This window comes from Micromonospora purpureochromogenes (assembly GCF_900091515.1).
Taxonomy (GTDB): Bacteria; Actinomycetota; Actinomycetes; order Mycobacteriales; family Micromonosporaceae; genus Micromonospora; species Micromonospora purpureochromogenes.
The window spans coordinates 4,505,274-4,530,976 of the sequence record NZ_LT607410.1 but is presented as its reverse complement, the minus strand read 5'-3'; the positions used below and the strand labels follow the sequence as shown (position 1 = coordinate 4,530,976).

The following is a 25,703-nucleotide window of genomic DNA, read 5'->3' as shown; positions in this document are numbered from 1 at the left end:
AGGCGGATCCGGTGGGCGACAGCGACGGGGTCAGCCCCGGCGGCACGCACGGGCGGGTGGCCCGGTGAGCCGCACCGCCCTGCTGGTGACACACACCGGGCGGCGGCGCAGCACCGAACACGCCCGGGCCGTGGCCGCCGACCTCATCGCCGCCGGCTTCGAGGTGCGGGTGGTGGCCGAGGAGGCCGACGACCTCGACCTGCCCGGCGTGGTGCCGGTGACCGGGCCGGAGGCGGCCGAGGGCGCCGAGATCGTCTTCGCCCTCGGCGGGGACGGCACCTTCCTGCGCGCGGCCGAGCTGGCCCGGCCGGCCAAGGCGCCGCTGCTCGGCATCAACCTCGGCAAGGTCGGCTTCCTCGCCGAGGCCGAGATCAACGACCTCGACGTGGCGGTGCGCGACGTGGTCGGGCGCAACTACACCGTGGACGAACGGCTCACCCTCGACGTGACCGCCGAGTTCGACGGCGGGCCGACCATCGAGTCCTGGGCGCTCAACGAGATCAGCGTCGAGAAGGGCGAGCGGGCCCAGATGCTGGAGCTGCTCGTCGACGTCGACGGCCGCCCGCTGTCCCGGTACGGCTGCGACGGGGTGGTCTGCGCGACCCCCACCGGCTCCACCGCGTACGCGTTCTCCGGCGGCGGGCCGGTGGTCTGGCCGGAGGTGGAGGCACTGCTGCTGGTGCCGATCAGCGCGCACGCGCTGTTCAGCCGCCCGCTGGTGACCGCGCCGACCTCCACGTTCTCGATCACCGTGGACCCGTTCACCACCCTCGCGGTGCTCTGCTGCGACGGCCGGCGGGTCTTCGACCTGCCGCCGGGCGCCCGGGTGACGGTGCGCCGCGGCGCGTTGCCGGTGCGCATCGTCCGGCTGCGGGCCCGGCCGTTCACCGACCGCCTGGTGGCCAAGTTCGGGCTGCCGGTGCAGGGCTGGCGCGGCAGCCGGCGCTGAGCGCCCACCGGGCGGGGCGGCGCACGTACCCCGCCGGCCCGTGCCGGCCACGCGCCGGCCACGCGACCGTCCGGTCGCCGTCGCCCCGTGTCCACCTGGCGACATGTCGCCGGTACGGCGCGCCTGCCCTAGTGACCCAGCGATGATCTTCGGCGCAGACTCCGGAGCGCCGACCTCCCCGAGGCCGGCCTCGGAGTAGAGGAGTACATCGCATGCACCGATCCCCACGCTGGCTCAGTGCCGGCGCGGTCGGCGCGTTGGTGGTCGGACTCACCGCACCGGCGTCCGCCGACCCGCCCGCCCGGCCCAGTGGCCCGAGTTCGGCCACGACCGCCACGAGCGGCGCGCCCGCCCGCATCACCCTGATCACCGGCGACCAGGTGGAGCTCGCTTCCGCCGCACCCGGTCGGGTCGCCGCCACCGTCCACCCCGGCCCCGGCCGGGAGCGGATCACCTTCCACACCATCGAAGCCGACGGTGGGCTGCGGGTGCTGCCCAGCGACGTCGTGCCGTACGTCAGCTCCGGGGTGCTCGACGCGGACCTGTTCGACGTGCAGGAACTGGTCGCCGACGGGTACGGCGACGACGCCCAGGGCGCGTTGCCACTGATCGTGCGCTACCAGCAGCCGGCCGGCGGGCGGGTCCGTCCGCTCGCCGGGGCCACCGCCGCCCGCGCGCTGGAGAGCATCAACGGCGCCGCGCTGAAGGTCGGCAAGAAGGAGCTCGGCGGGCTGTGGACGACGCTGCGCGGCACGCCGCAGGCGCGTACCGCGGCCGGTGCGCCGGCCCGGCTCGGCGCCGGCATCGACCGGGTCTGGCTGGACGGGCGGGTGCGCGCGGACCTGGAGCACAGCGTGCCGCAGATCGGCGCCCCGACGGCCTGGGCGGCCGGGCGGGACGGCGCCGGTGTCGAGGTCGCCGTGCTGGACACCGGGGTCGACGCGAACCACCCCGACCTGGCCGGGCGGATCGTCGAGGCGAAGGACTTCAGCGGCACCGGCAGCGCGCAGGACGGGCACGGCCACGGTACCCACGTGGCGGCCACCATCGCCGGCAGCGGCGCCGCCTCCGACGGGCTGCGCAAGGGCGTCGCGCCGGGTGCGCGGCTGCTCATCGGCAAGGTGCTCGCCGACAACGGCACCGGCTACGACTCGGGGATCATCGCCGGCATGGAGTGGGCCGCCCACTCCGGCGCCAAGGTGGTCAGCATGAGCCTCGGCGGGTCCCCGACCGACGGCACCGACCCGATGAGCCAGGCGGTCAACGACCTCACCGCCGAGACCGGCACACTGTTCGTGATCGCCGCCGGCAATTCGGGCGCGGCGCAAACCGTCGGCTCGCCGGGCGCCGCGACCGCGGCGCTCACCGTCGGCGCGGTGGACCGCGACGACAATCTGGCCGAATTCTCCAGCCGCGGTCCCCGGCTCGGCGACAACGGCCTGAAGCCGGAGATCACCGCCCCGGGCGTCGGCATCGTCGCCGCCCGCGCCGCTGGCACCACCATGGGTACGCCGGTGGACGACGCGTACACGCGGGCGTCCGGGACGTCGATGGCGACCCCGCACGTCGCCGGCGCGGTGGCGATCCTCTCTCAGGAACACCCGGACTGGACCGCCGGGAAGCTCAAGGACGCGCTGGTCAGCACGACGAAGGCGAACCCAGCCCTGACCGTTTTCGAGCAGGGCGGCGGCCGGGTTGACGTGGCCGGCGCGCTGAGCCAGCGGGTGTACGGCTCGGCCACTGCCGACTTCGGCCGGGTGAACACCGGCGGTGCGGCGGTGGAGCGGACCGTGACGTACACCAACGGCACGTCGTCCCCGCAGACCCTGCGGCTGGCCCTGGAGCTCCGCAACCTGGACCGCGGTGCGGCCGAGCCGGACGGGGTGTCGCTCGACGGCACGGAGGTGACCGTGCCGGCCGGCGGCAGTGTGAACGTCCCGCTGCACGCCGACCCGGCGAAGCTGGACCGGGGAGTGCACGGAGGGTGGCTGGTGGCCACCGGCGCGGACGGTGTCGCGGTACGTACGGCCGTCGGACTCACCCTCAGTGGCCGGATCCACACCGTCACCCTGCGCGCGCTGGACATGGCCGGGGAGTCCGGCGTGGCGACGGTGTTCACCCTCTTCGGCGAACACCGCGAGTCGGACCAGCTCGGTTGGATCCCCGGCGAGGTGCAGGTGCAGGTCGAGGAGGGCCCGTACCTGCTCGAGGGGCTGATCTATCACGGCGCACCGCTGGACGAGCAGCTCACCCTGGTCACCGATCCCGAGCTGATGGTCGACCGGGATCTCACCGTGGTGCTCGACCCGCGCAAGGCCACGCCGGTGCGGATCGAGACGCCGAAGCCGACCGAGCAGCGGGCGGTGATCAGCTTCTTCGAGCACCGGATCTTCGGCAACGGCCGGCAGGTCGACCACGGCGTGATGGAGTTCAGCACGGTCCAGCAGGTGAACGTCACGCCCACCCGGCCGGTGAGCCAGGGCGAGTTCGAGTTCTCCTCGCGGTGGCAGCTGGTCGCCCCCATGGTGGACGCCAAGGTCAGCAACGTCTCCGGTCCGCTGGACATCAACCTGCTGCACCAGTCGCCGGCTCCGGACGGCCGGCGGAAGCTGCCGCTGGTGTGGGCGGGCGACGGCACCCCCGACGAGCTGTCCCGAGCCGGGGTCCGAGGTGCGGCCGCGCTGATCGCCAGCAGACCCGAGGTTGTCGCGGAGGACCAGATCGTCGCCGATGCAGCCGCGGCGGGCGCCGCGATGGTGCTCATGGTCCGCCCGGCGGACTGGAGCGCGTGGACGGTCTGGGCTCCCGACGGGGACCGCCTGCCGATTCCGTCGATGGTGGTCGCGAACGACGACGGGCAGCGGATGATCGCGGCAGCGAAGGCCGGACGCGTGACGCTGGACCTGACGCTGACCCCGAACAGCCCCTACCTGTACGACGTGTGGCAGGTGTCGAAGGGGCGGATCCCGGACCGCATCGTGCACCAGGTGACCGCGGACAACACCGCCGAGGTGACCGCCCGCTACGCCGACACCGGCGGGTTCGACTGGGCCGGCGAGCAGCGGTTCGGCTGGCGGCCCTGGCAGGAGTACTCCTGGATGGACGAAAAGCGGTTGGTGCGTACCGGCACCATGCGGCAGGAGTTCGTCAGTGCCGGGGACAACTGGTGGCAGCAGCGCGTGCTGCACCGGCTCCCCTGGTCCTGGGGCCGGCTGACCGGGGGCTCGACGCAGCAGCCCCGGCAGTACGCCGCCGACGACCGGGTCACCGAAACCTGGCACGCGCCGGTGTCTCGGCCGGCCGTGCCGGCGGGTCCCGGGGTGGCGGTGCCCGCGCGTACCGGGGACAACCTCGACCTGCGGGTGGCCGAGTTCGTCGACGCCGACGGCCACTACAGCCCGGCCGGGTTCAGCGAGGAGCAGGACACCGTCGAGCGCCGGCTGAGCCGGGACGGGCAGCAGATCGCCGATCTCTCCGGCGGCTGGGCACCGGTTCCGACCACCCCGGGTTCGGCCCGCTACCGGCTGGACGTCACCACGCGGCGGTCGTCGGACGAGTGGCGCTGGGCCACCCGGACCGAGACGGCCTGGGAGTTCACCTCGGCCCGCCCGGCCGGGGACGCGGCCCAGCCGCTGTCGCTGCTCCAGGTGGACTACCGGGTACCGGCCGACCTGCGCGGCACGGTCGCCGGCGGCAGTCCGCACCAGCTGGAGCTGACGCTGCGCCAGCCGGCGGGCGTACCGGCCCCGAAGGGCACCAGCCTGCGGGTGGAGGTGTCGTTCGACTCCGGCGCGACCTGGCGGTCGGTGCCGGTGCGCGGCACCGACACCCGGTACACCGCGTCGGTGCCGGCCGGCAAGGGAGCCGTGTCGCTGCGGGTGCACGGCGCCGACAGCGCCGGCAACGTCGTCGACCAGACCGTGATCGACGCGTACGGGCTGCGCTGAGCCGGGCGTCCGCGCGGGTCGACCCCCCCTCCCGCGCGGACGCCTCCGTCGGCCCGTCCGGCTGCCCGCCAGAACATGGTGGGCAACCGGACCGGGCCGCGGCCAGTGGCCGCCGCCGGCACCGCCTTCGGGTGGCGGGACCGGCGGCGGCTCGGCCGGTGGTGGGGCCGGCCGGCGGTCAGTGGCGGGGCCGGCGGTCAGTGGCGGGCCGGCCGGCGGTTGGTGGCGGGGCCGGCGGGCGGATCAGAGCCAGCCGCGCCGGGCGGCCTGGTAGGCCAGGCCGGGGCGGGTGTCCACCCCGGCGACCGTCATCAGGTCGGCGAGCCGGCGTTGCACGGTGCGCCGGCTCACCCCGAGCTGGGAGGCGATGGACTTGTCCGGCACCCCGGCCACGAAGAGCGAGAGCAGCCGGACCTCGTCGGCGTCCGGCAGGTAGCCGTCCGCCTCGCCGGCCGGCGTGGTGGCGGACCGCAGCGGAGTGGCCACCAGCCAGTGGCTCTCGAAGAGGGCGAGCAGCGCGTCGAGCAGTTGGCTGCGGCCGATCACCGCGGCGCTCGGCTCTCCGATGTCCCGGTCGGGCACCAGCGGGCAGATCGCCGTCCGGGCGTCCACGATGGCCAGCCGGACCGGCAGCCGGTCCAGCACCCGGGCCTGCTCGCCGGCGCGTACGCCCTGCTCCACGTCCGCCAGCGCGCCCGGTTCGAGGAGCATCTTCCGCTCGTAGATGGCCCGGTAGCGCACCCCGCGGGCCAGCGCGTCGAACTCCTCGACGTTCTCCGATCCGGGCATCGTCAGCGGGTTCGCCCGGCAGAACCAGAGCACCTCGCTGCGCGCCGAGTTCTGCACGTCGCGCAGCCGTTCCCGGAGCACCCCGGCGCCGGTGATCACCTCCACCAGGTGGTCGGCGTCGTGCCGGCGCAGGCCGGCCCGGTACTCCTCGGTGAGCCGGGTGACCGCCACGCGGGCCGCCTCCAGTGCCTCCTGGCGGCGCAGCAACGCCTCGCCGAGCGCGACGTCGGGGGCCAGCGGCCGCAGCGGTCCGTCCGGGTCGGGACCGGTCGGCAGGACCAGCCCCTTGTCGCGCAGGGTGTCGAGCTGGGCGACGACCTCGGCGCGCGGGCGGCGCAGCCACCGGGCCAGCTCGTCGACCCGCGCCACGGTGAGCTGCACCAGGCGGCGGTACAGCTCCTCCTCGCCCGGGGTCAGGCCGATCACGTCCAACACGGGGCTGAACTGTACGCACGACTCCCCCCGGCGTCGTCGGCTGGTCAAGTGTCGGTGGCCGCGTCTACTGTCGGTTGCTGTGCTGGAAGAGCTGCGCATCACCGGACTGGGCGTCATCGAGGACACCACGCTGCCGTTGACCGGCGGGATGAACGTCATCACCGGCGAGACCGGTGCCGGCAAGACCATGGTGGTGACCGGCCTCGGCCTCCTCTTCGGTGGTCGGGCCGACGCCGGGCGGGTCCGGGCTCAGCCCGGCCGGGCGGTGGTGGAGGGGCGGCTGCGCCTCGGTGGCCGGCTCGCCGACGCGGTGCACGCCCGGATCGTCGACGCCGGCGGCGAGCCCGACGAGGACGGCTCGCTGCTGCTGAGCCGCACGGTCACCGTCGAGGGTCGGTCCCGGGCCCACCTGGGCGGGCGGAGCATGCCGGTGTCGATGCTCGGCGAGGTCGGCGAGCAGGTGGTGGCGGTGCACGGCCAGTCCGATCAGCTGCGCCTGCTGCGTCCGGCCGAGCAGCGCGCCGCGCTGGACCGGTTCGCCGGGCCGGAGCACGAGAAGCTGCTCGACGCGCTGCGCGAGGCGTACGGCCGGTGGCGGCACGTGGTGGACGACCTGGCCGACCGCCGGCGCAACGCCCGCGCCCGCAACCAGGAGGCCGACCTGCTGCGGCTGGGCCTGGACGAGATCACCCGGGTCGACCCGCAGCCCGGCGAGGACGACGAACTGAAGGCCGAGGCGCAGCGGCTGGAGCACGCCGAGGGGCTGCGCACCGCGGCCCAGCTCGCCCACCAGTGCGTCGCCGGTGGCGCGGAGGCCGCCGACGAGACGCCCGACGCCACGGCGCTGCTCGGCACCGCCCGGCGCACCCTCGAGGCGCAGGCCGGCACCGACCCGGCCCTTGGCGAGCTGGCGGTCCGGCTGGAGGAGGCGGCGACCCTGGTGGCCGACGTCTCCGCCGAGCTGTCGACGTACCTGGCGGCGCTGGACGCGGACCCGGCCCGGTTGCAGGTCATCTACGAGCGGCGGGCCGCGCTGCGCGCGCTGACCCGCAAGTACGCCGACGACGTCGACGGGGTGATCGCCTGGGCCGAGCGGGCCCGCACCCGACTGTCCGACCTGGACAGCTCCGACGAGCTGCTCGACGAGCTGGACCGCGAGGCCACCCGGCTCGCCGGCGAGGTGGCCGAGCTGGCCGGCCGGGTGTCCACCTCCCGCCAGGAGGCGGCGACCCGCTTCGCCGAGCAGGTCACCGTCGAGCTGGCCGGGCTGGCCATGCCGCACGCCCGGATCGACGTGGCCGTGGTCTCCCGGCCGGTGGGCCGGGCCGAGCCGAGCCTCACGGTCAACGGCGTCGAGGCCGGCATCGGCCCCGACGGCGCCGACGAGGTCGAGTTGCGGCTGCTGGCCCACCCGGGCGCGCCCTCGCTGCCGCTGCAGCGCGGCGCCTCCGGCGGCGAGCTGTCCCGGGTGATGCTCGCCATCGAGGTGGTCTTCGCCGGCTCCGGCGGCCCGCCTACGCTGGTCTTCGACGAGGTGGACGCCGGCGTCGGCGGCCAGGCGGCGGTGGAGATCGGCCGCCGGCTGGCCCGGCTGGCCCGCAGCCACCAGGTGCTGGTGGTCACCCACCTGCCGCAGGTGGCCGCCTTCGCCGACCGGCACCTGGTGGTGGCGAAGGACACCGGGGGAGCGGTGACCACCAGCGGGGTGCGTGTGGTGGAGGACACCGAGCGGGCCCGGGAGCTGGCCCGGATGCTCGCGGGTTTGCCGGATTCCGACCTGGGTATCGCGCATGCGGAGGAACTCCTGGCGGTGGCGGCCAAGGAAAGGCGGCCCTGACCGTCGCTATTGTGAGCGCAAGCACACCGGCCTGCGCTCCGGTGTGCTTCCCTGGGTAGGCGGCCCTGCTCAGGCATGTCGCGACAGAAAAGCCTGCCTCACATGCCAGGATGGTCACGATGCGTCTACCCACGTTGCGCCGGACCCGGAACGCGGAACCGGGCTCAGTCCTCGGCACCGCACGTCTCGATCGCCGGACCAAACGGCTGGTCGGCCGGCTCCGCCCCGGTGACATCGCGGTGATCGACCACGTCGACCTGGACCGGGTGGCGGCCGACTCGCTGGTCGCCGTCGGCGTCGCCGCGGTGCTCAACGCCAAGCCGTCGGTCTCCGGGCGCTACCCCAACCTCGGCCCCGAGGTGCTGGTGGGCGCCGGCATCCCGCTCCTGGACGACCTGGGCGAGGGGGTCTTCGAGCGGATCCGCGAGGGCGACACGATCCGGATCGAGGGCAACACCGTCTACGTCGGCGACGAGCCGGTCGCCCACGGGGAGCTGCAGGACGCCGAGACGGTGGCCAAGGCGATGGCCGACGCCCGGGAGGGGCTGTCGGTCCAGCTCGAGGCGTTCGCCGCCAACACCATGGACTACCTGCGGCAGGAACGCGACCTGCTGCTCGACGGGGTGGGCGTACCGGACATCCAGACCCAGGTCCAGGGCCGGCACTGCCTGATCGTGGTCCGCGGCTACGACTACAAGGACGACCTGGACGTGCTGCGCCCGTACATCCGGGAGTTCAAGCCGGTGCTGATCGGCGTGGACGGCGGGGCGGACGCGCTGGTCGAGGCGGGGTACACCCCCGACATGATCATCGGCGACATGGACTCGGTCACCGACGACGTGCTGCGCTGCGGCGCCGAAGTGATCGTGCACGCCTACCCGGACGGGCGGGCGCCCGGCCTGGCCCGGGTCAACGGGCTCGGCGTGCCGGCGATCACCTTCCCCGCCGCCGCCACCAGCGAGGACCTCGCGATGCTGCTGGCCGACGAGAAGGGTGCCTCGCTGCTGGTCGCCGTCGGCACCCATGCCACGCTGGTGGAGTTCCTGGACAAGGGCCGCGGCGGCATGGCCTCGACCTTCCTCACCCGGCTCAAGGTCGGCGGCAAGCTGGTCGACGCCAAGGGCGTGAGCCGGCTCTACCGGCAGAGCATCTCGGGCTCGTCGCTGCTGCTGCTGGTCCTCTCGGCGGTCGCCGCGATGGCTTCCGCGGTGGCGGTCTCCACCGTCGGGAAGGCGTATTTGGGCGTGGTCTCGGAGTGGTGGGACAATTTCGTGTTCCAGCTCGGCCAGCTCTTCTAGCTCCCCGACCGATCAAGAGGCTGCAAGCGTGATCAACTTCCGGTACCACGTGGTGTCCCTGACCGCGGTCTTCCTGGCGTTGGCCATCGGCCTGGTGGTCGGCACGGCCGCCCTGAACGGCCCCGTGGCGGACTCGCTCAAGGAGAACGTCAACGCGCTGCGCAAGGACAACCAGCAGATGCGTCAATCGGTCAACAACATGCAGAAGGAGCTGGAGCTCGAGGAGGACTTCGCCGCCCAACTGGCGCAGGTCGTCCTGCCGGGCAAGCTCACCGGCAAGCGGGTGCTGGTGCTGAGCCTGCCCACCGGCCGGGACCACACCGAGGGCGTGCTGAAGATGCTCGAACTCGCCGGGGCCGACGTGACCGGCCGGGTGGACCTGCAGGACAAGTTCATCAACCCGGACAACAACACCAACCTGATGGAGCTGGCGGTGACCGCCGCGCGGCCCACCGCGCCCGCCTCCGCGCTGCCCGGCAACGGCAACGGGGTGGAGACGTCCAGCGCCCTGCTGGCCAGCGTGCTGCTCGACCGGGCCCAGGGCACCGCCGCCGTGACCGACGCCGACCGGCGGGCGGTGTTGAACTCGTACTCCAACGCCGGCTACCTGACCACGGAGCAGAAGGTCACCGGGTCGGCCGAGGCCGTGGTGCTGGTCAGCGGGCAGCCGTACGTGGACAAGGACTCCGCCAAGAAGGACGAGTCGGTGGTGAAGGTCGCCGAGCAGTTCGACCGGACCGGCTCGATCGTGGTCGGCGGCAACGGCTCGGCCGGCGGCAACCTGGTCGCGATCGTCCGGGGCGACCCGGTGCTCGCCCAGACCATCTCCACCGTCGACAACGCCAACACCGTGCAGGGTCAGCTGGTCACCAGCCTCGCGCTGGTGCAGCAGCTCACCGAAAAGAAGGCCGGCCAGTACGGCGTCGGCGACAACGCCGCGTCCCTGCTGCCTAGACTGCCCCAGTGAGCGAACGACGTACCCCGGTGACCGGAGTCCACCCGACCGTCGCATCCGGCAGGGCCGCGTGAACGGGCTGGGGCGGCTGCTGGCCGCCGCCGTCGGCGCCGCCACCGTCCGGTACGCGCTGCGCGAGATCCGTACCGCCCCGCCCGGCCCGGCGCTGGAGCGGACCAACTTCCGCGGCCGTACCGTCACCCTGGCGGCCGGCCCGGCCCTCGCGGTCGGCGCGGCGGGGGCCGGCGCGTTCGGCGCCACCAGCATCCCCGCCGGCGCGGCGGCCCTGGTGGCCGGCCTCGGCGCGGGCGCGGTCGGGCTCTACGACGACGTGGTGGGCGGGCGGCCCGAGCAGAAGACCGCGAAGGGCTTCGCCGGCCACCTGGCCGCGTTGCGCGAGGGTCGGGTCACCGCCGGCACGGTCAAGGTGCTCGGGGTGGGCGCCGCCGGGTTCGGCGCGGCCGTCCTGCTCGCCGCCGACCCCCGCGTCGCCGCCCGGCGCGCGGGCCAGCGCCCCCTCGCCCGCGCGGTCGACCTGCTCCTCGGCGCCGGGGTGGTGGCCGGCACCGCCAACCTGCTCAACCTGCTCGACCTGCGTCCCGGCCGGGCCCTCAAGTCCGGCCTGCTGCTCGGCGCCCCGCTGACCGGGGGCCCGCACGGTGGTATCGCCGCCGGCGCGGTCGGCGCCGCCGGTGGGCTGCTCGGCGAGGACCTCGACGAGCGGGTGATGGTCGGCGACAGCGGCGCCAACGCCCTCGGCGCGGTGCTCGGCGTGGCGCTGGCCGCCCGGACCGGGCCGGTCGGCCGGGCCGGGATCCTGGCCGTGCTCGCCGGGCTCACCGCGGCCAGCGAGAAGGTCAGCTTCACGGCTGTCATCCAGCGCACCCCCGGCCTGCGCGAACTCGACGCCCTGGGTCGGCGATCCGGCTGACGTGACCAGACCGGCACCCCTCGCCGGCGCCGGCCGTGTGGCCGGGGCGGCCGCCCTCATCGCCGTCCTCACCGTGGTCAGCCGCCTGGCCGGCTTCGGTCGTACCGCCGTGTTCACCTGGACGCTGGCCCCGACCGACCTCGGCGGCGCGTACGTGGTGGCCAACGCCGTACCCAACTTCATCTTCGAGATCGTCGCCGGTGGGGCGCTGGCCAGCCTGGTCGTACCGCTGCTGGCCGGCGCGGTCGCGGCCGGCGACCGGCGGGCGGTGGCCGCCACCACCGGCGCGCTGCTCACCTGGACGGTCACTCTGCTGGTGCCCCTCGCGGTGCTGGTGGCGCTGGCCGCCGGGCCGATCGTCGGACTGCTCGGCGACGGTCTGAGCGTCGCCCAGCAGCACAGCGGCGAGCGGATGCTGCGGTTGTTCGCGCCGCAGCTGCCGCTCTACGGCATCGGCATCGTGTTGACCGGCGTGCTCCAGGCGCACCGGCGGTTCGCCTGGCCGGTGATCGCTCCGCTGCTCAGCAGCGTCACCGTGATCACGGTCTACCTCGCGTTCACCGCCGTCGAGGGGCGGCTGGCCACCGTCGCCGAGGTCAGTAGCGCGGGGGAGCTGATCCTGGCCGGTGGCACCACCGCCGGGGTGGTGGTGCTGTCGCTGTCGCTGCTGGTCCCGCTGCGCCGCCTCGACCTGCGGCTGCGCCCCGGGTACGGCTTCCCGGCCGACGCCCGGGCCCGGGTCGGTGGGCTGGCGGTGGCCGGCGCGGTGACCGTCACCACCCAGCAGATCGCGCTGATCGTCAGCCTCAACCAGGTCACCTACGGCGCGGCGACCAACCCCGGCGTGTACAACCTCGCCCAGACCGTCTACCTGCTGCCCTGGGCGGTGCTCGCGGTGCCGCTGGCGGTCGCCGCGTACCCGACGCTGGCCGCGGCCCGGGCCGCCGCCGACGAGGACGCCTACCGGCGGACCCTCGCCCCCGCCGTGCGGGGCGTGCTGATCTTCAGCAGCCTCGGCGCCGCCGCCCTGGTCGGCGTGGCGACGCCCATCGGGTACTTCTTCTTCCCGGCGCAGACCGCGCCGGCCGCCGCCGCCGCGATCGCCGGGTTCGCCCCCGGGCTGCTCGGCTACGGCCTCTTCGCGGTGCTCACCCGCGCCCTCTACGCCCGGGGCGAGACCCGGACTGCGACCTGGGCCACCGCACTCGGCTGGCTGTCGGTGCCGGCCGCCGCGCTGCTGCTGGGGGCGGCGCTGCCGCTGCGCGACCGGGTGCTGGCCGTGACCCTGGCCAACTCGCTGGGAATGCTGCTCCTCGGCGGCCTGCTGCTGGCCGCGGTGGCCCGCTCGGCCGGCCGGGCGGCCCTGACCGGCGCGGGTCGCGCCGCCACCGCCGGCGTGCTCGCCGCCGCGCTCGCCGCGCCCGCCGGCGCGCTCACCGCCCGGTGGCTCGCCGACCTCGCCGACGGCACCCCGACGACACCGGAGGCACTCGTTCAGGGCATGCTGTCCGGGGCCGTGGTGGGCGTGGTGTTCCTCGGCGTCGCCTACCTGGCCGACCGGCCGGACGTCCGGCCGCTGCTCGGCGGCGTGGCCCGCCGGCTCCGCCCGCGACGGCGCGGCTCGGGGCCGCCCGGCCCGGCGCAGGAGGGCGGCCGGCCGGAACGGGATGACGGGAAGGAGACGGTGTCCCGGTGAGCGCGAGGAGTGAGCCGGGCCTGCGAGCCCCGCAGTCGCGAACGGAAGATGTCGCGGTGAGCGCGAGGAGTGAGCCGGGCCTGCGAGCCCCGCAGTCGCGAACGGAAGTCGTCGCGGTGAGCGCGAGGAGTGAGCCGGGCCTGCGAGCCCCGCAGTCGCGAACGGAAGGTGAGCACCGATGACCGACGCTTCCTCGGCGCCGCGCTGGCAGGGCACGGTCGTCCTGCTGCTCGCCTCCAGCACCGGCGGGGTCGGGCAGCACGTCCGCTCGGTGGCCCGCGGCCTCACCGAGGTCGGCGTCTCCGTGCTGGTGTGCGGGCCCGCCGCCACCCAGGACCAGTTCGACTTCACCGCCGTCGGGGCGCGCTTCGCCCCGGTGGAGATCCCGGCCAGCCCCACCCCGGCCGACGCGCGGGCCGTGTCCGCGCTGCGCCGGACCCTGGCCGCCGAGACGGTACGCGTCGTGCACGCCCACGGGCTGCGCGCCGGTCTGGTCGCCACGCTCGCCCGGCCGGCCGCGCCGGTCGTGGTCACCTGGCACAACGCGGTGCTCGCCGGCGGGGTGCGCGGGCAGCTCTCGCGGCTGGCCGAGCGGGCCGTGGCCCGCTCCGGCCGGGTCGCGCTCGGCGCCTCGGCCGACCTGGTCGAGCGGGCCGCCGCGCTGGGCGCCGCCGACGCCCGGCTCGCCCCGGTCGCCGCACCCACCCTGCCCGCCCCGCGTCGCCGGCGCGCCGCCGTGCGCGCCGAGTTCGGCGTCGTACCGGGCCAGTCGCTGGTGCTCTCCGTCGGCCGGCTGCACCCGCAGAAGCGGTACGACGTGCTGGTCGACGCCGCGGCCCGCTGGCGTACCCGGACCCCACCGCCGGCCGTCGTGATCGCCGGCAGCGGACCGGCGTACCTGCAACTGGCCGCCCGGATCTCCGCCGCCCGGGCGCCGGTGACCCTGCTCGGCCACCGCACCGACGTGGCGGACCTGCTCGCCGGCTGTGACCTGGCGGTGGTCACCAGCGACTGGGAGGCCCGGCAGCTGTTCGCGCAGGAGGCGCTGCGGGCCGGCGTACCGCTGGTGGCGACCGCCGTGGGCGGCCTGCCGGAGCTGGTCGGCGACGCCGCGGTGCTGGTGCCGGCGGGGGACGTCGACGCGGTCGACGCGGCGGTGCGCGCGCTGCTGGACGACGAGAGCCTCCGCGCCGACCTGGCCCGGCGCGGCGCCGCCCGCGCGGCGACCTGGCCGACCGAGGAGGACACCGTGGCCGCGCTGCTCGACCTCTACGCCGAGCTCGGTCCGGACGCCGCCGGGCCGGCCGCGCCCGGCGCGGACACCGGATCGACGGGACGCCGCTGATGCTGCGCAGACTCACCCCGGTCCTGCTCACCCTGCTCGTGGTGGTGCTCGGCGTGACCGCCCTGGCGGCCCGCCCGGAGACCGGCGCGCCCCGGCGCACCGCCGATTTCGTGGTGCTCGCCGGCGTGGCCGGGCTGCGCTGGGACGACGTCGACCCGCAGACCACCCCGACGCTGTGGCGGATGGCCCAGCAGGGCTCGATCGGCTCGCTCTCCACCCGCTCCGCGCACCGCCCCACCTGCCCGGTGGACGGTTGGCTCACCCTGGGCGCGGGCAGCTACGCGGCCTGGAACGGCAGCCGGCAGCAGGATGCCTGCCCGCCGGTCGGCGTGACCATCGAGCAGCCGGACCGGATCGGCGCGAACCTGCCCGACCAGGAAAGCGTCGTCCTGCACAACCAGGAACGGCTGCCCTGGGGGGCGGTGCCCGGCTCGCTGTCGGAGTCGGTGCGCTGCTCGGTGGCGATCGGTCCCGGCGCCGCCGTCGCCGCCGCCCGCCCCTTCGGCCGGGTCGACCGGTACGCGCCGAAGCTCCCCGACGACCCCGCCGGCCTGCTCGGCTCCTGCGTGCTGAGCATCGTCGACCTGGGCACGGTGGCCGGCGACGACCCGGCGACCCGGGCCGCCGAGGCCCGCCGGGTCGACGCGGCGCTGGCCAGGGTGCTCGCCGCCCGGCCGCCCCGCTCGCTGGTGATGGTGGCCGGGGTCTCCGACACCGAGACGCCGTCCCGGCTGCACGTGGCCGTGGCCGACGGCCCGGGCTGGGAGGGCGGCCTGCTCACCTCCGCCAGCACCGGCCGGGAGGGCTACCTGCAACTGGTCGACCTGGCCCCGACCGCGCTCGCCGCGCTCGGCCGGCCGATACCCGAGCGGCTCTTCCTCGGCCGCCCGGCGATCCGCGTCGACGGCCGGCCGGACGACCTGGCTGCCGCGATCGCCGCCCCGGCGGACGCCGACCGGGAGGCCGGCGTCCAGCGGAGGGTGGCCGGCTGGTTCTTCGCCCTGCTCGCCCTGGCGCAGGTGGCGCTCTACGTGACGGTGCTGCCGCTGCTGCGCCGGGCTCGCCGGCTCGCCGGCCCGCACAGCCCGCCGCCGATCTCCCGCCGGGTGGTGGCGACCGTGGAACTGCTGCTCATCGCCGCCGCGCTGGCGGTGCCGGCCGCGCTGCTCGCCGACGCGGTGCCCTGGTGGCGGGTGGACCACGCCGGCTGGTGGTTCGCCCTGGTGACCGTGGCCCTGATCGTCGCGGCCACCGCCCTGGTGCGCTTCACACCCGGCTACGACCGCACCCTCGGCCCGCTCGGCGCGGTCGCCGGGCTGGCCACCCTCGTGGTCGGCGCGGACGTGCTCAGCGGAGCCCGGTTGCAGCTCAACGGCGTGGTCGGCTACTCGGCGCTGGAGGGCGGCCGGTTCTCCGGGCTGGGCACGGTGGGCCTCGGGGTGTTCCTCGCCGGCGCGCTGCTCAGCGCCGGTTGGCTCGCCCAGCGGTTCCGCCGGGCGTGGCGGCCGATGGTGGTGGTGACGGTCGGTGGGACGGCCGCGGTGGTGGTCGGCAGCCCGTACCTCGGCTCCGACCCGATCGGCGCGGTCGCGCTGACCGCCGGGGTGGCGGTCGCCGCGGCGATCTCCACCGGCGGCTGGCTCACCGTCAGCCGGCTGGTCTGGGCCACCATGGCGGGCCTGGCGCTGACCATCGGGTACGCCGTGGTGGACCTGCGCCGGCCGGCGGAGGAGCGGGGCAGCGTCGGGCGGTTCCTCGCCGCCCTCGGCGACGGCACGGGCGGGTTGACGGTGCACCGCTCCAGCACCGCCAACTTCGAGACCCTGGTGAACAGCCCGCTGACCCTGCTCGCCGTGGTCGGCGCCCTGCTGGTCTGGTTCGCCCTGCTCCAGCCCTGGGGCGGGCTGATGCGGCTGTTCGGCATCTACCCGGCGATCCGGGCGGCGATGGCCGGCACCGCCGTGGCGGCGGTGATCGGCGGGCTGCTCGGCGGCTCGGCCCTGGACGTGGCCGGGGCGGCCGCCGCGCTGGTGGTGCCGATGGCGGCGCTGGCCTCGCTGCGGGTGCTCGACCACTCCACCGACCGTACCCAGCCGGGCACCGGCCGGCAGCGCGGCGACGGACCGGCCGGTCCGCCCGCCGGGGACGCGCCGGACGGCGGACCGGGCGGGGGCAGCACCACCGCGGCCGACGAGCACCCGCGCGCCAACCGCCCGCCGCCCGACGGCGCGGGTACCCAGGACGCGGCCCCGGCCGAGGACGCGGCCCCGGCCGGCGTCGAGGGCGGCCCCGGCGACCGGAGTGCGGCGCCCGGCGACACCGCCGGCACCGCCGACAGCGCGGCCGGTGACGGCGGCGACACCGCCGACAGCGAGGACGGTGACGGGGACGACGGCGACGACCGCGACGGCGGTGGTGTGCGGAACGCGGGCGAGCGGGCGGCGGGAGCGGGCGGTGCCCGCGGTGCCGGCGTGCCCGCCGCGCGGGCCCCGGAGTCGGCCACCCCGACATCGACCGAGGTCACGTCGGGTTGACCCGCTGCGGACTCCGACGCCGGCCGGGGTGGGTGCGACGCCCGCCCCGGGCCGGAGAGGTGTTACCGTGGAATCCCGTGGATCGCGTGATCACTTTGCTGATCGGCACGGCGGTTCGCACGACCGCTACGGACGACACGGGAGCAGGCCTTGGCCCCTTCAGCACGGACGACCAGGCACATTTTCGTCACCGGGGGCGTCGCCTCCTCGCTGGGTAAGGGCCTCACCGCCTCCAGCCTCGGCAATCTGCTCACCGCGCGCGGGCTGCGCGTGGTGATGCAGAAGCTCGACCCGTACCTCAACGTCGACCCGGGGACGATGAACCCGTTCCAGCACGGTGAGGTCTTCATCACCGAGGACGGCGCCGAGACCGACCTCGACGTCGGGCACTACGAGCGCTTCCTCGACCGGGACCTGTCCGGCAAGGCGAACGTCACCACCGGCCAGATCTACTCCGACGTGATCGCCAAGGAGCGGCGCGGCGAGTACCTGGGCGACACCGTCCAGGTGATCCCGCACATCACCAACGAGATCAAGTCCCGGATCCTCGGCATGGCCGACCCGAACGGCGACGGCCAGATCCCGGACGTGGTGATCACCGAGGTCGGCGGCACCGTGGGCGACATCGAGTCGCTGCCGTTCCTGGAGGCGATCCGCCAGGTCCGCCACGACCTGGGCCGGGACAACTGCTTCTACCTGCACGTCTCGCTGGTGCCGTACCTGGCGCCCTCGGGCGAGCTGAAGACGAAGCCGACCCAGCACTCGGTGGCCCAGCTGCGCAGCATCGGCATCCAGCCCGACGCGATCGTGCTGCGCTGCGACCGGGAGATCCCGGAGAAGCTCAAGGAGAAGCTCTCGCTCTACTGCGACGTGGACCGGGAGGCGGTCGTCGCCGCCCCGGACGCGCCGAGCATCTACGACATCCCGAAGGTGCTGCACCGCGAGGGCCTCGACGCGTACGTGGTGCGCCGGCTCGGCCTCTCCTTCCGCGACGTCGACTGGACCAGCTGGGACGACCTGCTGGACCGGGTGCACCAGCCGCGCCACACGGTGACCGTCGCGGTGGTCGGCAAGTACGTCGACCTGCCCGACGCGTACCTGTCGGTGAGCGAGGCGATCCGGGCCGCCGGGTTCGGCCACAAGGCCCGGGTACAGCTGCGCTGGGTGCCCAGCGACGACTGCGTCACCCCGGCCGGCGCCGCGGCGGCCCTGGCCGGCGCGGACGGCATCGTCATCCCGGGCGGCTTCGGCGTGCGCGGCATCGAGGGCAAGATCGGCACCGCCCGGTACGCCCGCGAGAACGGCATCCCGCTGCTCGGCCTCTGCCTCGGCCTGCAGTGCATGACCATCGAGGTGGCCCGGCACCTGGCCGGCCTGGACGGCGCCAACTCGCTGGAGTTCGACGAGGAGGCCACGCACCCGGTCATCGCCACCATGGCCGACCAGGAGGACATCGTCGCCGGCAAGGGCGACCTGGGCGGCACCATGCGGCTCGGGGCGTACCCGGCGACGCTGGCCGAGGGCTCGCTCGTCGCCGAGGCGTACGGCAGCACCGAGGTCAGCGAGCGGCACCGACACCGCTACGAGGTGAACAACGCCTACCGCGACCAGCTCACCAAGGCCGGCCTGCACATCTCCGGCACCTCGCCGGACGGCCGGCTGGTCGAGTTCATCGAGCTGGACCGCGGCCTGCACCCGTTCTTCGTGGCCACCCAGGCGCACCCCGAGGTGAAGAGCCGCCCGACCCGCCCGCACCCGCTGTTCGCGGCGTTCGTGAAGGCGGCCGTGGCGTACTCGGAGGCCGACCAGCTGCCGGTGGACCTGGACGCGGTGGCGGAGGCCCCGTCGGCGAAGAAGGCCTCCCGCAACGGCGCGACGGCGAAGGCGGCGTCCGCCTCGTGAGCGCCGTCGAGCACCGCTACGAGCTGCGGGACCGCCAGGAGCGCTTCCAGGGCCGGATCTTCTCGGTGGTCACCGACGAGGTGACCATGCCCGGCGGCGGCACCGCGAAGCGGGACTACGTCCGGCACGTCGGCGCGGTCGCCGTGGTGGCCCTCGACGACGCCGGCCAGGTGGTGCTCGTCCGGCAGTACCGGCAGCCGGTGGGGCGGCACCTCTGGGAGTTGCCCGCCGGGCTGATGGACGTCGACGGCGAGCCGCTGCCCGCGGCCGCCGCCCGCGAGCTGGCCGAGGAGGCCGACCTGACCGCCGGCACGCTCGACCTGCTGGTCGACGTGCACACCTCGCCGGGCTTCTCCGACGAGGTGGTCCGGGTCTTCCTCGCCCGCGACCTCGCCGACGTGCCGGCCGAGGCGCGGCACGAGCGCCGCGACGAGGAGGCCGACATCCAGATCGTCCGGCTCGACCTGGACGAGGCGGTCGGCATGGTGCTGGCCGGGGAGATCACCAACGGTCCGTGCGTGGCCGGGCTGCTCGCCGCTGCCCGGGCCCGCGACGCCGGCTGGTCGGTGCTGCGCCGGGCCGACGCCCCGCTGCCCCGCTGACGGCTACGCCCTCGAAGGGCCGCGCGGTTCGCCGCGCGGCCCTTCCGCGTCTCTGCCCCTCCTGCCGCTCTCCATCACGTCGCGCACCGGGTGCCTGCGTCGGGCCGTGGTGGCAGTCGGTCGGCCCCTCGGATCGTCGGCGTCCGGTTCCGGGGGTGACCGCTGTGACGGGCACCGGGGCGCAGGCCGGCGGGCACCGAGCGCGGCGGCGTGGACACCGGGCGTGTCGCCTGCGGGTTCCGCCCGGCGGTACCCGTCGCACGGTGCGACGATGAGGGCGAACGCCGAGCGGGGGAGCGGGCCCGCACGCCTGACACATCGTCAGGCGGATCGGGCACCGGATGTCACTGTGCTGGGCCCCGGAGGGTGCTCCCGCGCCTAGACTGCCGCCGGCGGGACCGGTCGACCGCGCCGGCAATGGGGCCGTCGCGGGGCCGAGCAGTCGGGGGTGAGCTGCCCCGAAGAGAGGTGTCTGCATCGTGAAGGTCGGAATCCCACGCGAGGTCAAGAACCACGAGTACCGCGTGGCGATCACGCCGGCGGGCGTCAACGAGTTCACCCGCCACGGTCACGAGGTCTTCGTCGAGTCCGGCGCCGGTGTCGGGTCGACCATCAGCGACGACGAGTTCGCCGCGGCCGGCGCCAAGATCCTGGGCACCGCCGACGAGGTGTGGGACACCGCGGATCTGGTGCTCAAGGTCAAGGAGCCGGTCGCGGAGGAGTACCACCGCATGCGCGAGGGGCAGGTGCTCTTCACCTACCTGCACCTGGCCGCCTCCAAGGAGTGCACCGACGCGCTGGTCGACCGGAAGGTCACCGGCATCGCGTACGAGACCGTCGAGATGCCCGACCGGTCGCTGCCGCTGCTCGCCCCGATGTCCGAGGTGGCCGGCCGGCTCGCCCCGCAGGTGGGCGCCTTCTACATGATGCGCACCGGCGGTGGCCGGGGCGTGCTTCCCGGCGGCGTCTCCGGCGTGTACGCGGCCAAGACCGTGGTCATCGGCGCCGGTGTCTCCGGCCTGAACGCCGCGGCGATCGCCCTGGGCCTGCAGTCCGAGGTGCTGCTGCTGGACAAGAACGTCGCCCGGCTGCGCCAGGCCGACGCCATCTACCGGGGCCACCTGCAGACCGTCGCCTCCAACGCGTACGAGATCGAGCGGGCCGTGGTCGACGCGGACCTGGTCATCGGCGCGGTCCTCGTCCCGGGCGCGAAGGCCCCGAAGCTGATCTCCAACGAGCTGGTCTCCCGGATGAAGCCGGGCAGCGTGCTCGTCGACATCGCCATCGACCAGGGCGGCTGCTTCGAGGACTCGCGTCCCACCACGCACGCCGACCCGGTCTACAAGGTGCACGAGTCGATCTTCTACTGCGTGGCGAACATGCCCGGCGCGGTGCCGAACACCAGCACCTACGCGCTGACCAACGTCACCCTGCCGTACGCGCTGGAGCTGGCCAACCAGGGCTGGCGCGAGGCGCTGCGCCGCGACCCGGCCCTGGCGCTGGGCCTGAACACCCACGACGGCCAGGTCGTCTACGGCCCGGTCGCCGAGGCGCACGGCATGGCGACCCTGCCGCTGGCCGAGGTGCTGGCCTGACCGCTGCACCGAACACCGCCGGCGCGGGCGTCACGCCCGCGCCGGCCCTGCGCCGTGCCGTCCGCGGCTACCTCGACCACCTGACCGTCGAACGTGGCCTGTCGGCGAACACGTTCGCCTCGTACCGTCGGGACCTGGAGCGGTACCTCGACACCCTGGCGGCCGCCGGCGTGACCGACCTGGCCGCCGTCGGCCCGGGGCAGGTCGAGGCGCACCTGGCCCGGCTGCGGGCCGGGGACGACGGCCACCCGCCGCTGGCGGTCTCCTCGGCGGCCCGGGCGGCCTCCGCCGTGCGCGGGCTGCACCGCTTCGCGCTGCGCGAGGGGTTGGCCGGCGCCGACCCCAGCCGGGACGTCCGGCCGCCCACGCCGCCCCGCCGGCTGCCCCGGGCGCTGCCGGTCGACGACGTGGTCCGGCTGCTGGAGACCGCCGGCGCGGTGACCGCCGCCGGCGACGGCGCGGCCCTCGCGCTGCGCGACCGGGCGCTGCTGGAGTTCCTCTACGGCACCGGCGCGCGGATCTCCGAGGCGGTCGGCGCGGCCGTGGACGACCTCGACGTCGACGAGGGCACCGCGCTGCTGCGCGGCAAGGGCGGGCGCACCCGGCTGGTCCCGATCGGCGGGTACGCCGTCGAGGCGCTGCGCGCCTGGCTGGTGCGGGCCCGGCCCGCGCTGGTCGCGGCCGGGCGGGGCACCCCGGCGGTCTTCGTCAACGCCCGCGGCGGCACGCTGACCCGGCAGGGCGCCTGGACGATTCTGCGCCGCGCTGCCGAGCGCGCCGCGCTGCCGGTGCACGGGCCGAACGCGGTGTCCCCGCACACCCTGCGCCACTCGTACGCCACCCACCTGCTCGACGGCGGCGCCGACGTGCGGGTGGTGCAGGAACTGCTCGGCCACGCCTCGGTGACGACCACCCAGGTGTACACGTTGGTCACCGTGGAGCGGCTGCGCGAGGTGTACGCCACCGCGCATCCCCGCGCCCGCGGCTGACCCGGGCCCCACGGGTCGGTCGGGCGGGACGCCGACACGCCGGACCGGTACCGAACGCGCTGCTGGTGAGTGGCGTACAGTCGGCATCGGCGCGGACCTCCTGGGGCGACATCCGGGGTGCGCAGCGGCGCCGCGCAGGACGTCGGACGGCTCCGACGCCGGGTGGTCGTCGGGAGGGGGCAACGAGGACATGGCTGGCAACGGTGACCGTGCCGACGCCTGGACGTCGGAGCTCCGCGAGCAGCAGGCGTCGCTCGGCGCGGGCCTGGGTCCGGCGGACCCGGCCGCCTACACGATGCGCAAGCCGATCCCGGAGCCGATGCCCACGGACCGGCACGGGCCGGCGCGGATCATCGCGATGGCCAACCAGAAGGGTGGCGTCGGGAAGACCACGACGACCATCAACCTGGGTGCCGCGCTCGCCGAGTACGGCCGCAAGGTGCTGCTGGTCGACTTCGACCCGCAGGGCGCGCTCTCGGTCGGGCTGGGGGTCAACCCGCACAACCTCGACCTGTCGGTCTACAACCTGCTGATGCAGGACGACGTCGCCGCCGAGGACGTCCTGATCAAGACCGACGTCGCCGGGCTGCACATCCTGCCCGCCAACATCGACCTCTCCGCCGCGGAGATCCAGCTGGTCAACGAGGTAGCCCGGGAGATGGCCCTGGCCCGGGTGCTGCGCAACGTGCGCAAGGAGTACGACTACATCCTGATCGACTGCCAGCCCTCGCTGGGCCTGCTGGCGATCAACGCGCTCACCGTGGCGCACGGCGTGCTCATCCCGCTGGAGTGCGAGTTCTTCAGCCTGCGCGGGGTGGCGCTGCTGCTGGACACCATCGACAAGGTGCGCGAGCGGCTCAACTTCGACCTGGAGCTCGAAGGCATCCTCGCCACCATGTACGACAGCCGCACCACCCACTGCCGGCAGGTGCTCCAGCGGGTGGTCGAGGCGTTCGGCGACAAGGTCTACCAGACGGTCATCACCAAGACGGTGAAGTTCCCGGAGTCCACGGTGGCCGGTGCGCCGATCACCACCCTCGACCCGGCCTCCTCCGGAGCGCGCAACTACCGGCAGCTGGCCCGTGAGGTGATCGCCGCCCAGGCCGACCGGTAGGTCGAGGTGCACCTTGCCGCCGGTGCACCCGAGGCGTGGACTACGGTCGTCCGGTGACCGCGCCGCCCCTGGACCCGCCGACGACCCCGGAGCAGCCGCCCGTGCTGGCCGCCGAGGCCGCCGCGGAGGTGGCCACGGACCCGGCCGGCGTGCCGCAGGCCGCGGAGAGCGCCGGCTTCACCGTCCGGCTGGCGAACTTCACCGGACCGTTCGACCTGCTGCTGCAACTGATCGGCAAGCACAAGCTCGACGTCACCGAGGTGGCGCTGCACAAGGTCACCGACGAGTTCATCGCGTACATCCGGGCGATGGGCGACCAGTGGGACCTGGACGAGGCGAGCGAGTTCCTGCTCATCGCGGCCACCCTGCTCGACCTGAAGGCGGCCCGGCTGCTGCCCGCCGCCGAGGTCGAGGACGAGGAGGACCTGGCCCTGCTGGAGGCGCGGGACCTGCTCTTCGCCCGGCTGTTGCAGTACAAGGCGTACAAGGAGGCGGCGGCGCACATCGCCGAGCTGGAGGCGGTGGGCGGCCGGCGCTATCCCCGCGCGGTCACCCTGGAGCCCCGGTACGCCGAGGCGCTGCCCGACCTGGTCCTCGGCATCGGCCCGGAGCGGCTGCTCAAGCTCGCGATCCGGGCGATGACTCCGAAGCCCACGCCCGAGGTCTCCATCGCGCACGTGCACATGGTGCGGGTCAGCGTCCGGGAGCACGCGGCGATCCTCACCGAGCGGCTGCGCCGCGCCGGAACCGCCACCTTCTCGCTGCTCTGCGCCGACTGCGAGATCACCCTGGAGGTGGTGGCCCGGTTCCTGGCGCTGCTGGAGCTGTACCGGGAGGGGCTGGTCTCCTTCGTGCAGGACCAGGCGCTGGAGGAGTTGACGGTGCGGTGGACCGGCCCCGCCGACGGCGACACCGAACTGCACATCGACGAGTACGCCGGCTCGGCGGAAGCGGCGGAACCCGACGGCGCCGCGCCGGAAGCGCCGGCCGAGCCGGCGGACGCGGACACCACGGGTACGACGGAGGAGTGAGCGGGATGAGCGACGAGGAGCGCCGGGACTCCCTGGCCGACCAGGCGGCGGCCTGGGTCCCACCCTGGGAGCGCCCCACCCCGCCGCGCCCCACCCCGCCGGCCGAGCCGTCGGAGCCGTCCGACGAGCCGGCCGCGCCGACCGCCGTCGCCGACGATGACGGGACCCGGTCGCCGGGGAAGCCGGACCTTCCCGAACCCCACGGCGAGGAGAACGCCGCGACGTCCGGCGCGGAGCCGACGGGACAGTCGCACCCGGCCGAGGAGACTGCTTCCACGGCCGACCCCGCGCCGACCGGCGGCACCGACGAGCCGGCGGGGGAGGGCGCGGCTGCCCGCGTACCCGGGAAACAGCCGGGACCCCGGCGGCGGGCGACGCCCGCGCCGGAGCCGGCGCCGGTGTTGGACGACGCGGAGCTGCGGGGCGCGCTGGAGGCCATCCTGCTGGTGGTGGACGAGCCGGTCAGCGAGTTGACCCTGGCCCAGGTGCTGGAGCAGCCCGCCGAGCGGGTCGGGCCGATGCTGGACGAGATCGCCGCCGGCTACACCGCGGCCGGGCACGGTTTCGAGCTGCGCCGGGCGGCCGGTGGCTGGCGTCTCTACACCCGGCCGGAATACGCCACCTACGTGGAACGGTTCGTACTTGACGGGCAGTCGGTACGGCTGACCCAGGCCGCGCTGGAGACGCTCGCGGTGATCGCCTACAAGCAGCCGGTCACCCGTTCGCGGATCTCGGCCATCCGGGGTGTGAACTGCGACGGGGTCATCCGTACGCTGGTCTCCCGCGGGCTGGTCGAGGAGTGCGGCACCGAACCGGACAGCGGGGCGTTCCTCTACCGGACCACCACGATGTTCCTGGAGAAACTGGGGCTGAACTCGGTGGACGACCTCCCGCCGCTCGCCCCGTTCCTCCCCGACGACGTAGAAGAGCTTGCCGATGCGACGCGATGACCGTGCCCCGAAGACCGACGCCCCCGTGTACGAGGGGGCCGAGCGCCTGCAGAAGGTGCTCGCCGCCGCCGGCGTGGGCTCCCGACGTGCCTGCGAGGACCTGATCTTCCGGCGCCGGGTGACCGTGAACGGCCGGGTCGCCCAGCTCGGCGACAAGGTCGACCCCGCCACCGCCGTGATCCACGTCGACGGCGAGCGCCTCCAGGCCAACAACCGCCTGGTCTACGTGGCGATGAACAAGCCGCGCGGGGTGGTTACCACCATGGCGGACGAGAAGGGACGCAACGAGCTCGCCGACTTCATCGGTAACCGGCTGGAGCAGCGGGTCTACCACGTCGGGCGGCTCGATGCCGACAGCGAGGGGCTGCTGCTGCTCACCAACGACGGCACCCTCGCCCACAAGCTCATGCACCCGTCGTACGAGGTGCTCAAGACCTACCTCGCCGAGGTGGCCGGGCCGATCCCGCGCAACCTGGGCAAGCGGCTGATGGCCGGGGTGGAGCTGGAGGACGGGCCGGTCAAGGTCGACTCGTTCAAGGTGGTGGACACCCTGGGCAAGACCGCCCAGGTGGAGCTCTCCCTGCACGAGGGGCGCAAGCACATCGTGCGGCGGTTGCTGGCCGAGGTGGGGCACCCGGTGTCCCGGCTGGTGCGTACCGCGATCGGGCCGATCCGGCTGGGGGACCTGCGTACCGGGCGGATCCGGCGGTTGACCAACGCCGAAGTCGCCGCCCTGTTCAAGGCCGTGGGTGACTGACCCGGCGAACCGGGTATCGGTGCCGGTAGGCTTCGTCGCGGCCGATG

Annotated in this window: 18 protein-coding genes; 17 read left to right on the top strand and 1 reads right to left on the bottom strand. The window is 74.7% G+C overall.

Annotated features, from left to right (window positions below):
• The first annotated feature begins 64 nt into the window (after nucleotides 1–64).
• Together GA0074696_RS20870 and GA0074696_RS20865 are read left to right on the top strand one after the other, a co-directional pair.
• A complete protein-coding gene (locus GA0074696_RS20870; RefSeq protein ID WP_088962661.1) occupies nucleotides 65–949 on the top strand; it encodes an NAD kinase in 885 nt (294 codons plus the stop codon).
• A gap of 212 nt (nucleotides 950–1,161) precedes the next feature.
• The gene (locus tag GA0074696_RS20865) at nucleotides 1,162–4,896 is read left to right on the top strand and encodes a S8 family peptidase (RefSeq protein ID WP_088962660.1); all 3,735 of its coding nucleotides are present in this window, start codon (nucleotides 1,162–1,164) and stop codon (nucleotides 4,894–4,896) included.
• A gap of 243 nt (nucleotides 4,897–5,139) precedes the next feature.
• Here the strand turns inward: GA0074696_RS20865 and GA0074696_RS20860 are convergent, their stop codons facing one another.
• The gene (locus tag GA0074696_RS20860) at nucleotides 5,140–6,120 is read right to left on the bottom strand and encodes a helix-turn-helix domain-containing protein (RefSeq protein WP_088962659.1); all 981 of its coding nucleotides are present in this window, start codon (nucleotides 6,118–6,120) and stop codon (nucleotides 5,140–5,142) included.
• Between the two features lie 79 nt (nucleotides 6,121–6,199).
• Between GA0074696_RS20860 and recN the strand changes: the two genes are divergently transcribed.
• From recN to GA0074696_RS20785, 15 genes are all read left to right on the top strand, one after another.
• Entirely contained in the window at nucleotides 6,200–7,957 is a 1,758-nt protein-coding gene (recN, locus tag GA0074696_RS20855) for a DNA repair protein RecN (protein WP_088962658.1), read from the top strand.
• Between the two features lie 119 nt (nucleotides 7,958–8,076).
• Nucleotides 8,077–9,255 carry a putative cytokinetic ring protein SteA gene (gene steA, locus GA0074696_RS20850; protein WP_088962657.1) on the top strand — a complete coding sequence of 393 codons (1,179 nt, stop codon included), beginning with the start codon at nucleotides 8,077–8,079 and terminating at the stop codon, nucleotides 9,253–9,255.
• Between the two features lie 28 nt (nucleotides 9,256–9,283).
• Nucleotides 9,284–10,222 (top strand): copper transporter, encoded by a 939-nt coding sequence (locus GA0074696_RS20845; RefSeq protein ID WP_088962656.1) that lies wholly within the window; start codon nucleotides 9,284–9,286, stop codon nucleotides 10,220–10,222.
• 58 nt (nucleotides 10,223–10,280) lie between these two features.
• A complete protein-coding gene (locus GA0074696_RS20840) occupies nucleotides 10,281–11,141 on the top strand; it encodes a hypothetical protein (protein ID WP_088962655.1) in 861 nt (286 codons plus the stop codon).
• Between the two features lies 1 nt (nucleotide 11,142).
• Nucleotides 11,143–12,837, top strand: a complete 1,695-nt coding sequence (gene murJ / locus GA0074696_RS20835; protein WP_088962654.1) for a murein biosynthesis integral membrane protein MurJ — start codon at nucleotides 11,143–11,145, stop codon at nucleotides 12,835–12,837.
• 178 nt (nucleotides 12,838–13,015) lie between these two features.
• Entirely contained in the window at nucleotides 13,016–14,182 is a 1,167-nt protein-coding gene (locus GA0074696_RS20830; RefSeq protein WP_088962653.1) for a glycosyltransferase family 4 protein, read from the top strand.
• Complete coding sequence (locus GA0074696_RS20825; RefSeq protein WP_231925103.1) at nucleotides 14,182–16,716, top strand: hypothetical protein; 2,535 nt, start codon at nucleotides 14,182–14,184, stop codon at nucleotides 16,714–16,716. The genes GA0074696_RS20830 and GA0074696_RS20825 overlap by 1 nt, the downstream gene beginning before the upstream one ends.
• A gap of 150 nt (nucleotides 16,717–16,866) precedes the next feature.
• Complete coding sequence (locus GA0074696_RS20820; protein WP_088962652.1) at nucleotides 16,867–18,618, top strand: CTP synthase; 1,752 nt, start codon at nucleotides 16,867–16,869, stop codon at nucleotides 18,616–18,618.
• Entirely contained in the window at nucleotides 18,615–19,220 is a 606-nt protein-coding gene (locus GA0074696_RS20815) for an NUDIX domain-containing protein (RefSeq protein WP_088962651.1), read from the top strand. Before GA0074696_RS20820 ends, GA0074696_RS20815 begins: the two co-directional genes overlap by 4 nt.
• A 479-nt stretch (nucleotides 19,221–19,699) precedes the next feature.
• On the top strand, nucleotides 19,700–20,815 hold the full coding sequence (gene ald / locus GA0074696_RS20810) for an alanine dehydrogenase (RefSeq protein WP_088962650.1): 1,116 nt from the start codon (nucleotides 19,700–19,702) through the stop codon (nucleotides 20,813–20,815).
• On the top strand, nucleotides 20,812–21,804 hold the full coding sequence (locus GA0074696_RS20805) for a site-specific tyrosine recombinase XerD (RefSeq protein ID WP_088964698.1): 993 nt from the start codon (nucleotides 20,812–20,814) through the stop codon (nucleotides 21,802–21,804). Before ald ends, GA0074696_RS20805 begins: the two co-directional genes overlap by 4 nt.
• A gap of 190 nt (nucleotides 21,805–21,994) precedes the next feature.
• Nucleotides 21,995–22,918 carry a ParA family protein gene (locus GA0074696_RS20800; RefSeq protein WP_088962649.1) on the top strand — a complete coding sequence of 308 codons (924 nt, stop codon included), beginning with the start codon at nucleotides 21,995–21,997 and terminating at the stop codon, nucleotides 22,916–22,918.
• Between the two features lie 53 nt (nucleotides 22,919–22,971).
• Nucleotides 22,972–23,949: a segregation and condensation protein A gene (locus GA0074696_RS20795; RefSeq protein WP_088964697.1), complete on the top strand. Its 978-nt coding sequence runs from the start codon at nucleotides 22,972–22,974 to the stop codon at nucleotides 23,947–23,949.
• Nucleotides 23,950–23,954: 5 nt separating this feature from the next.
• On the top strand, nucleotides 23,955–24,899 hold the full coding sequence (scpB, locus tag GA0074696_RS20790; protein WP_088962648.1) for an SMC-Scp complex subunit ScpB: 945 nt from the start codon (nucleotides 23,955–23,957) through the stop codon (nucleotides 24,897–24,899).
• The gene (locus tag GA0074696_RS20785; RefSeq protein WP_088962647.1) at nucleotides 24,886–25,656 is read left to right on the top strand and encodes a pseudouridine synthase; all 771 of its coding nucleotides are present in this window, start codon (nucleotides 24,886–24,888) and stop codon (nucleotides 25,654–25,656) included. The genes scpB and GA0074696_RS20785 overlap by 14 nt, the downstream gene beginning before the upstream one ends.
• Nucleotides 25,657–25,703 lie beyond the last annotated feature (47 nt).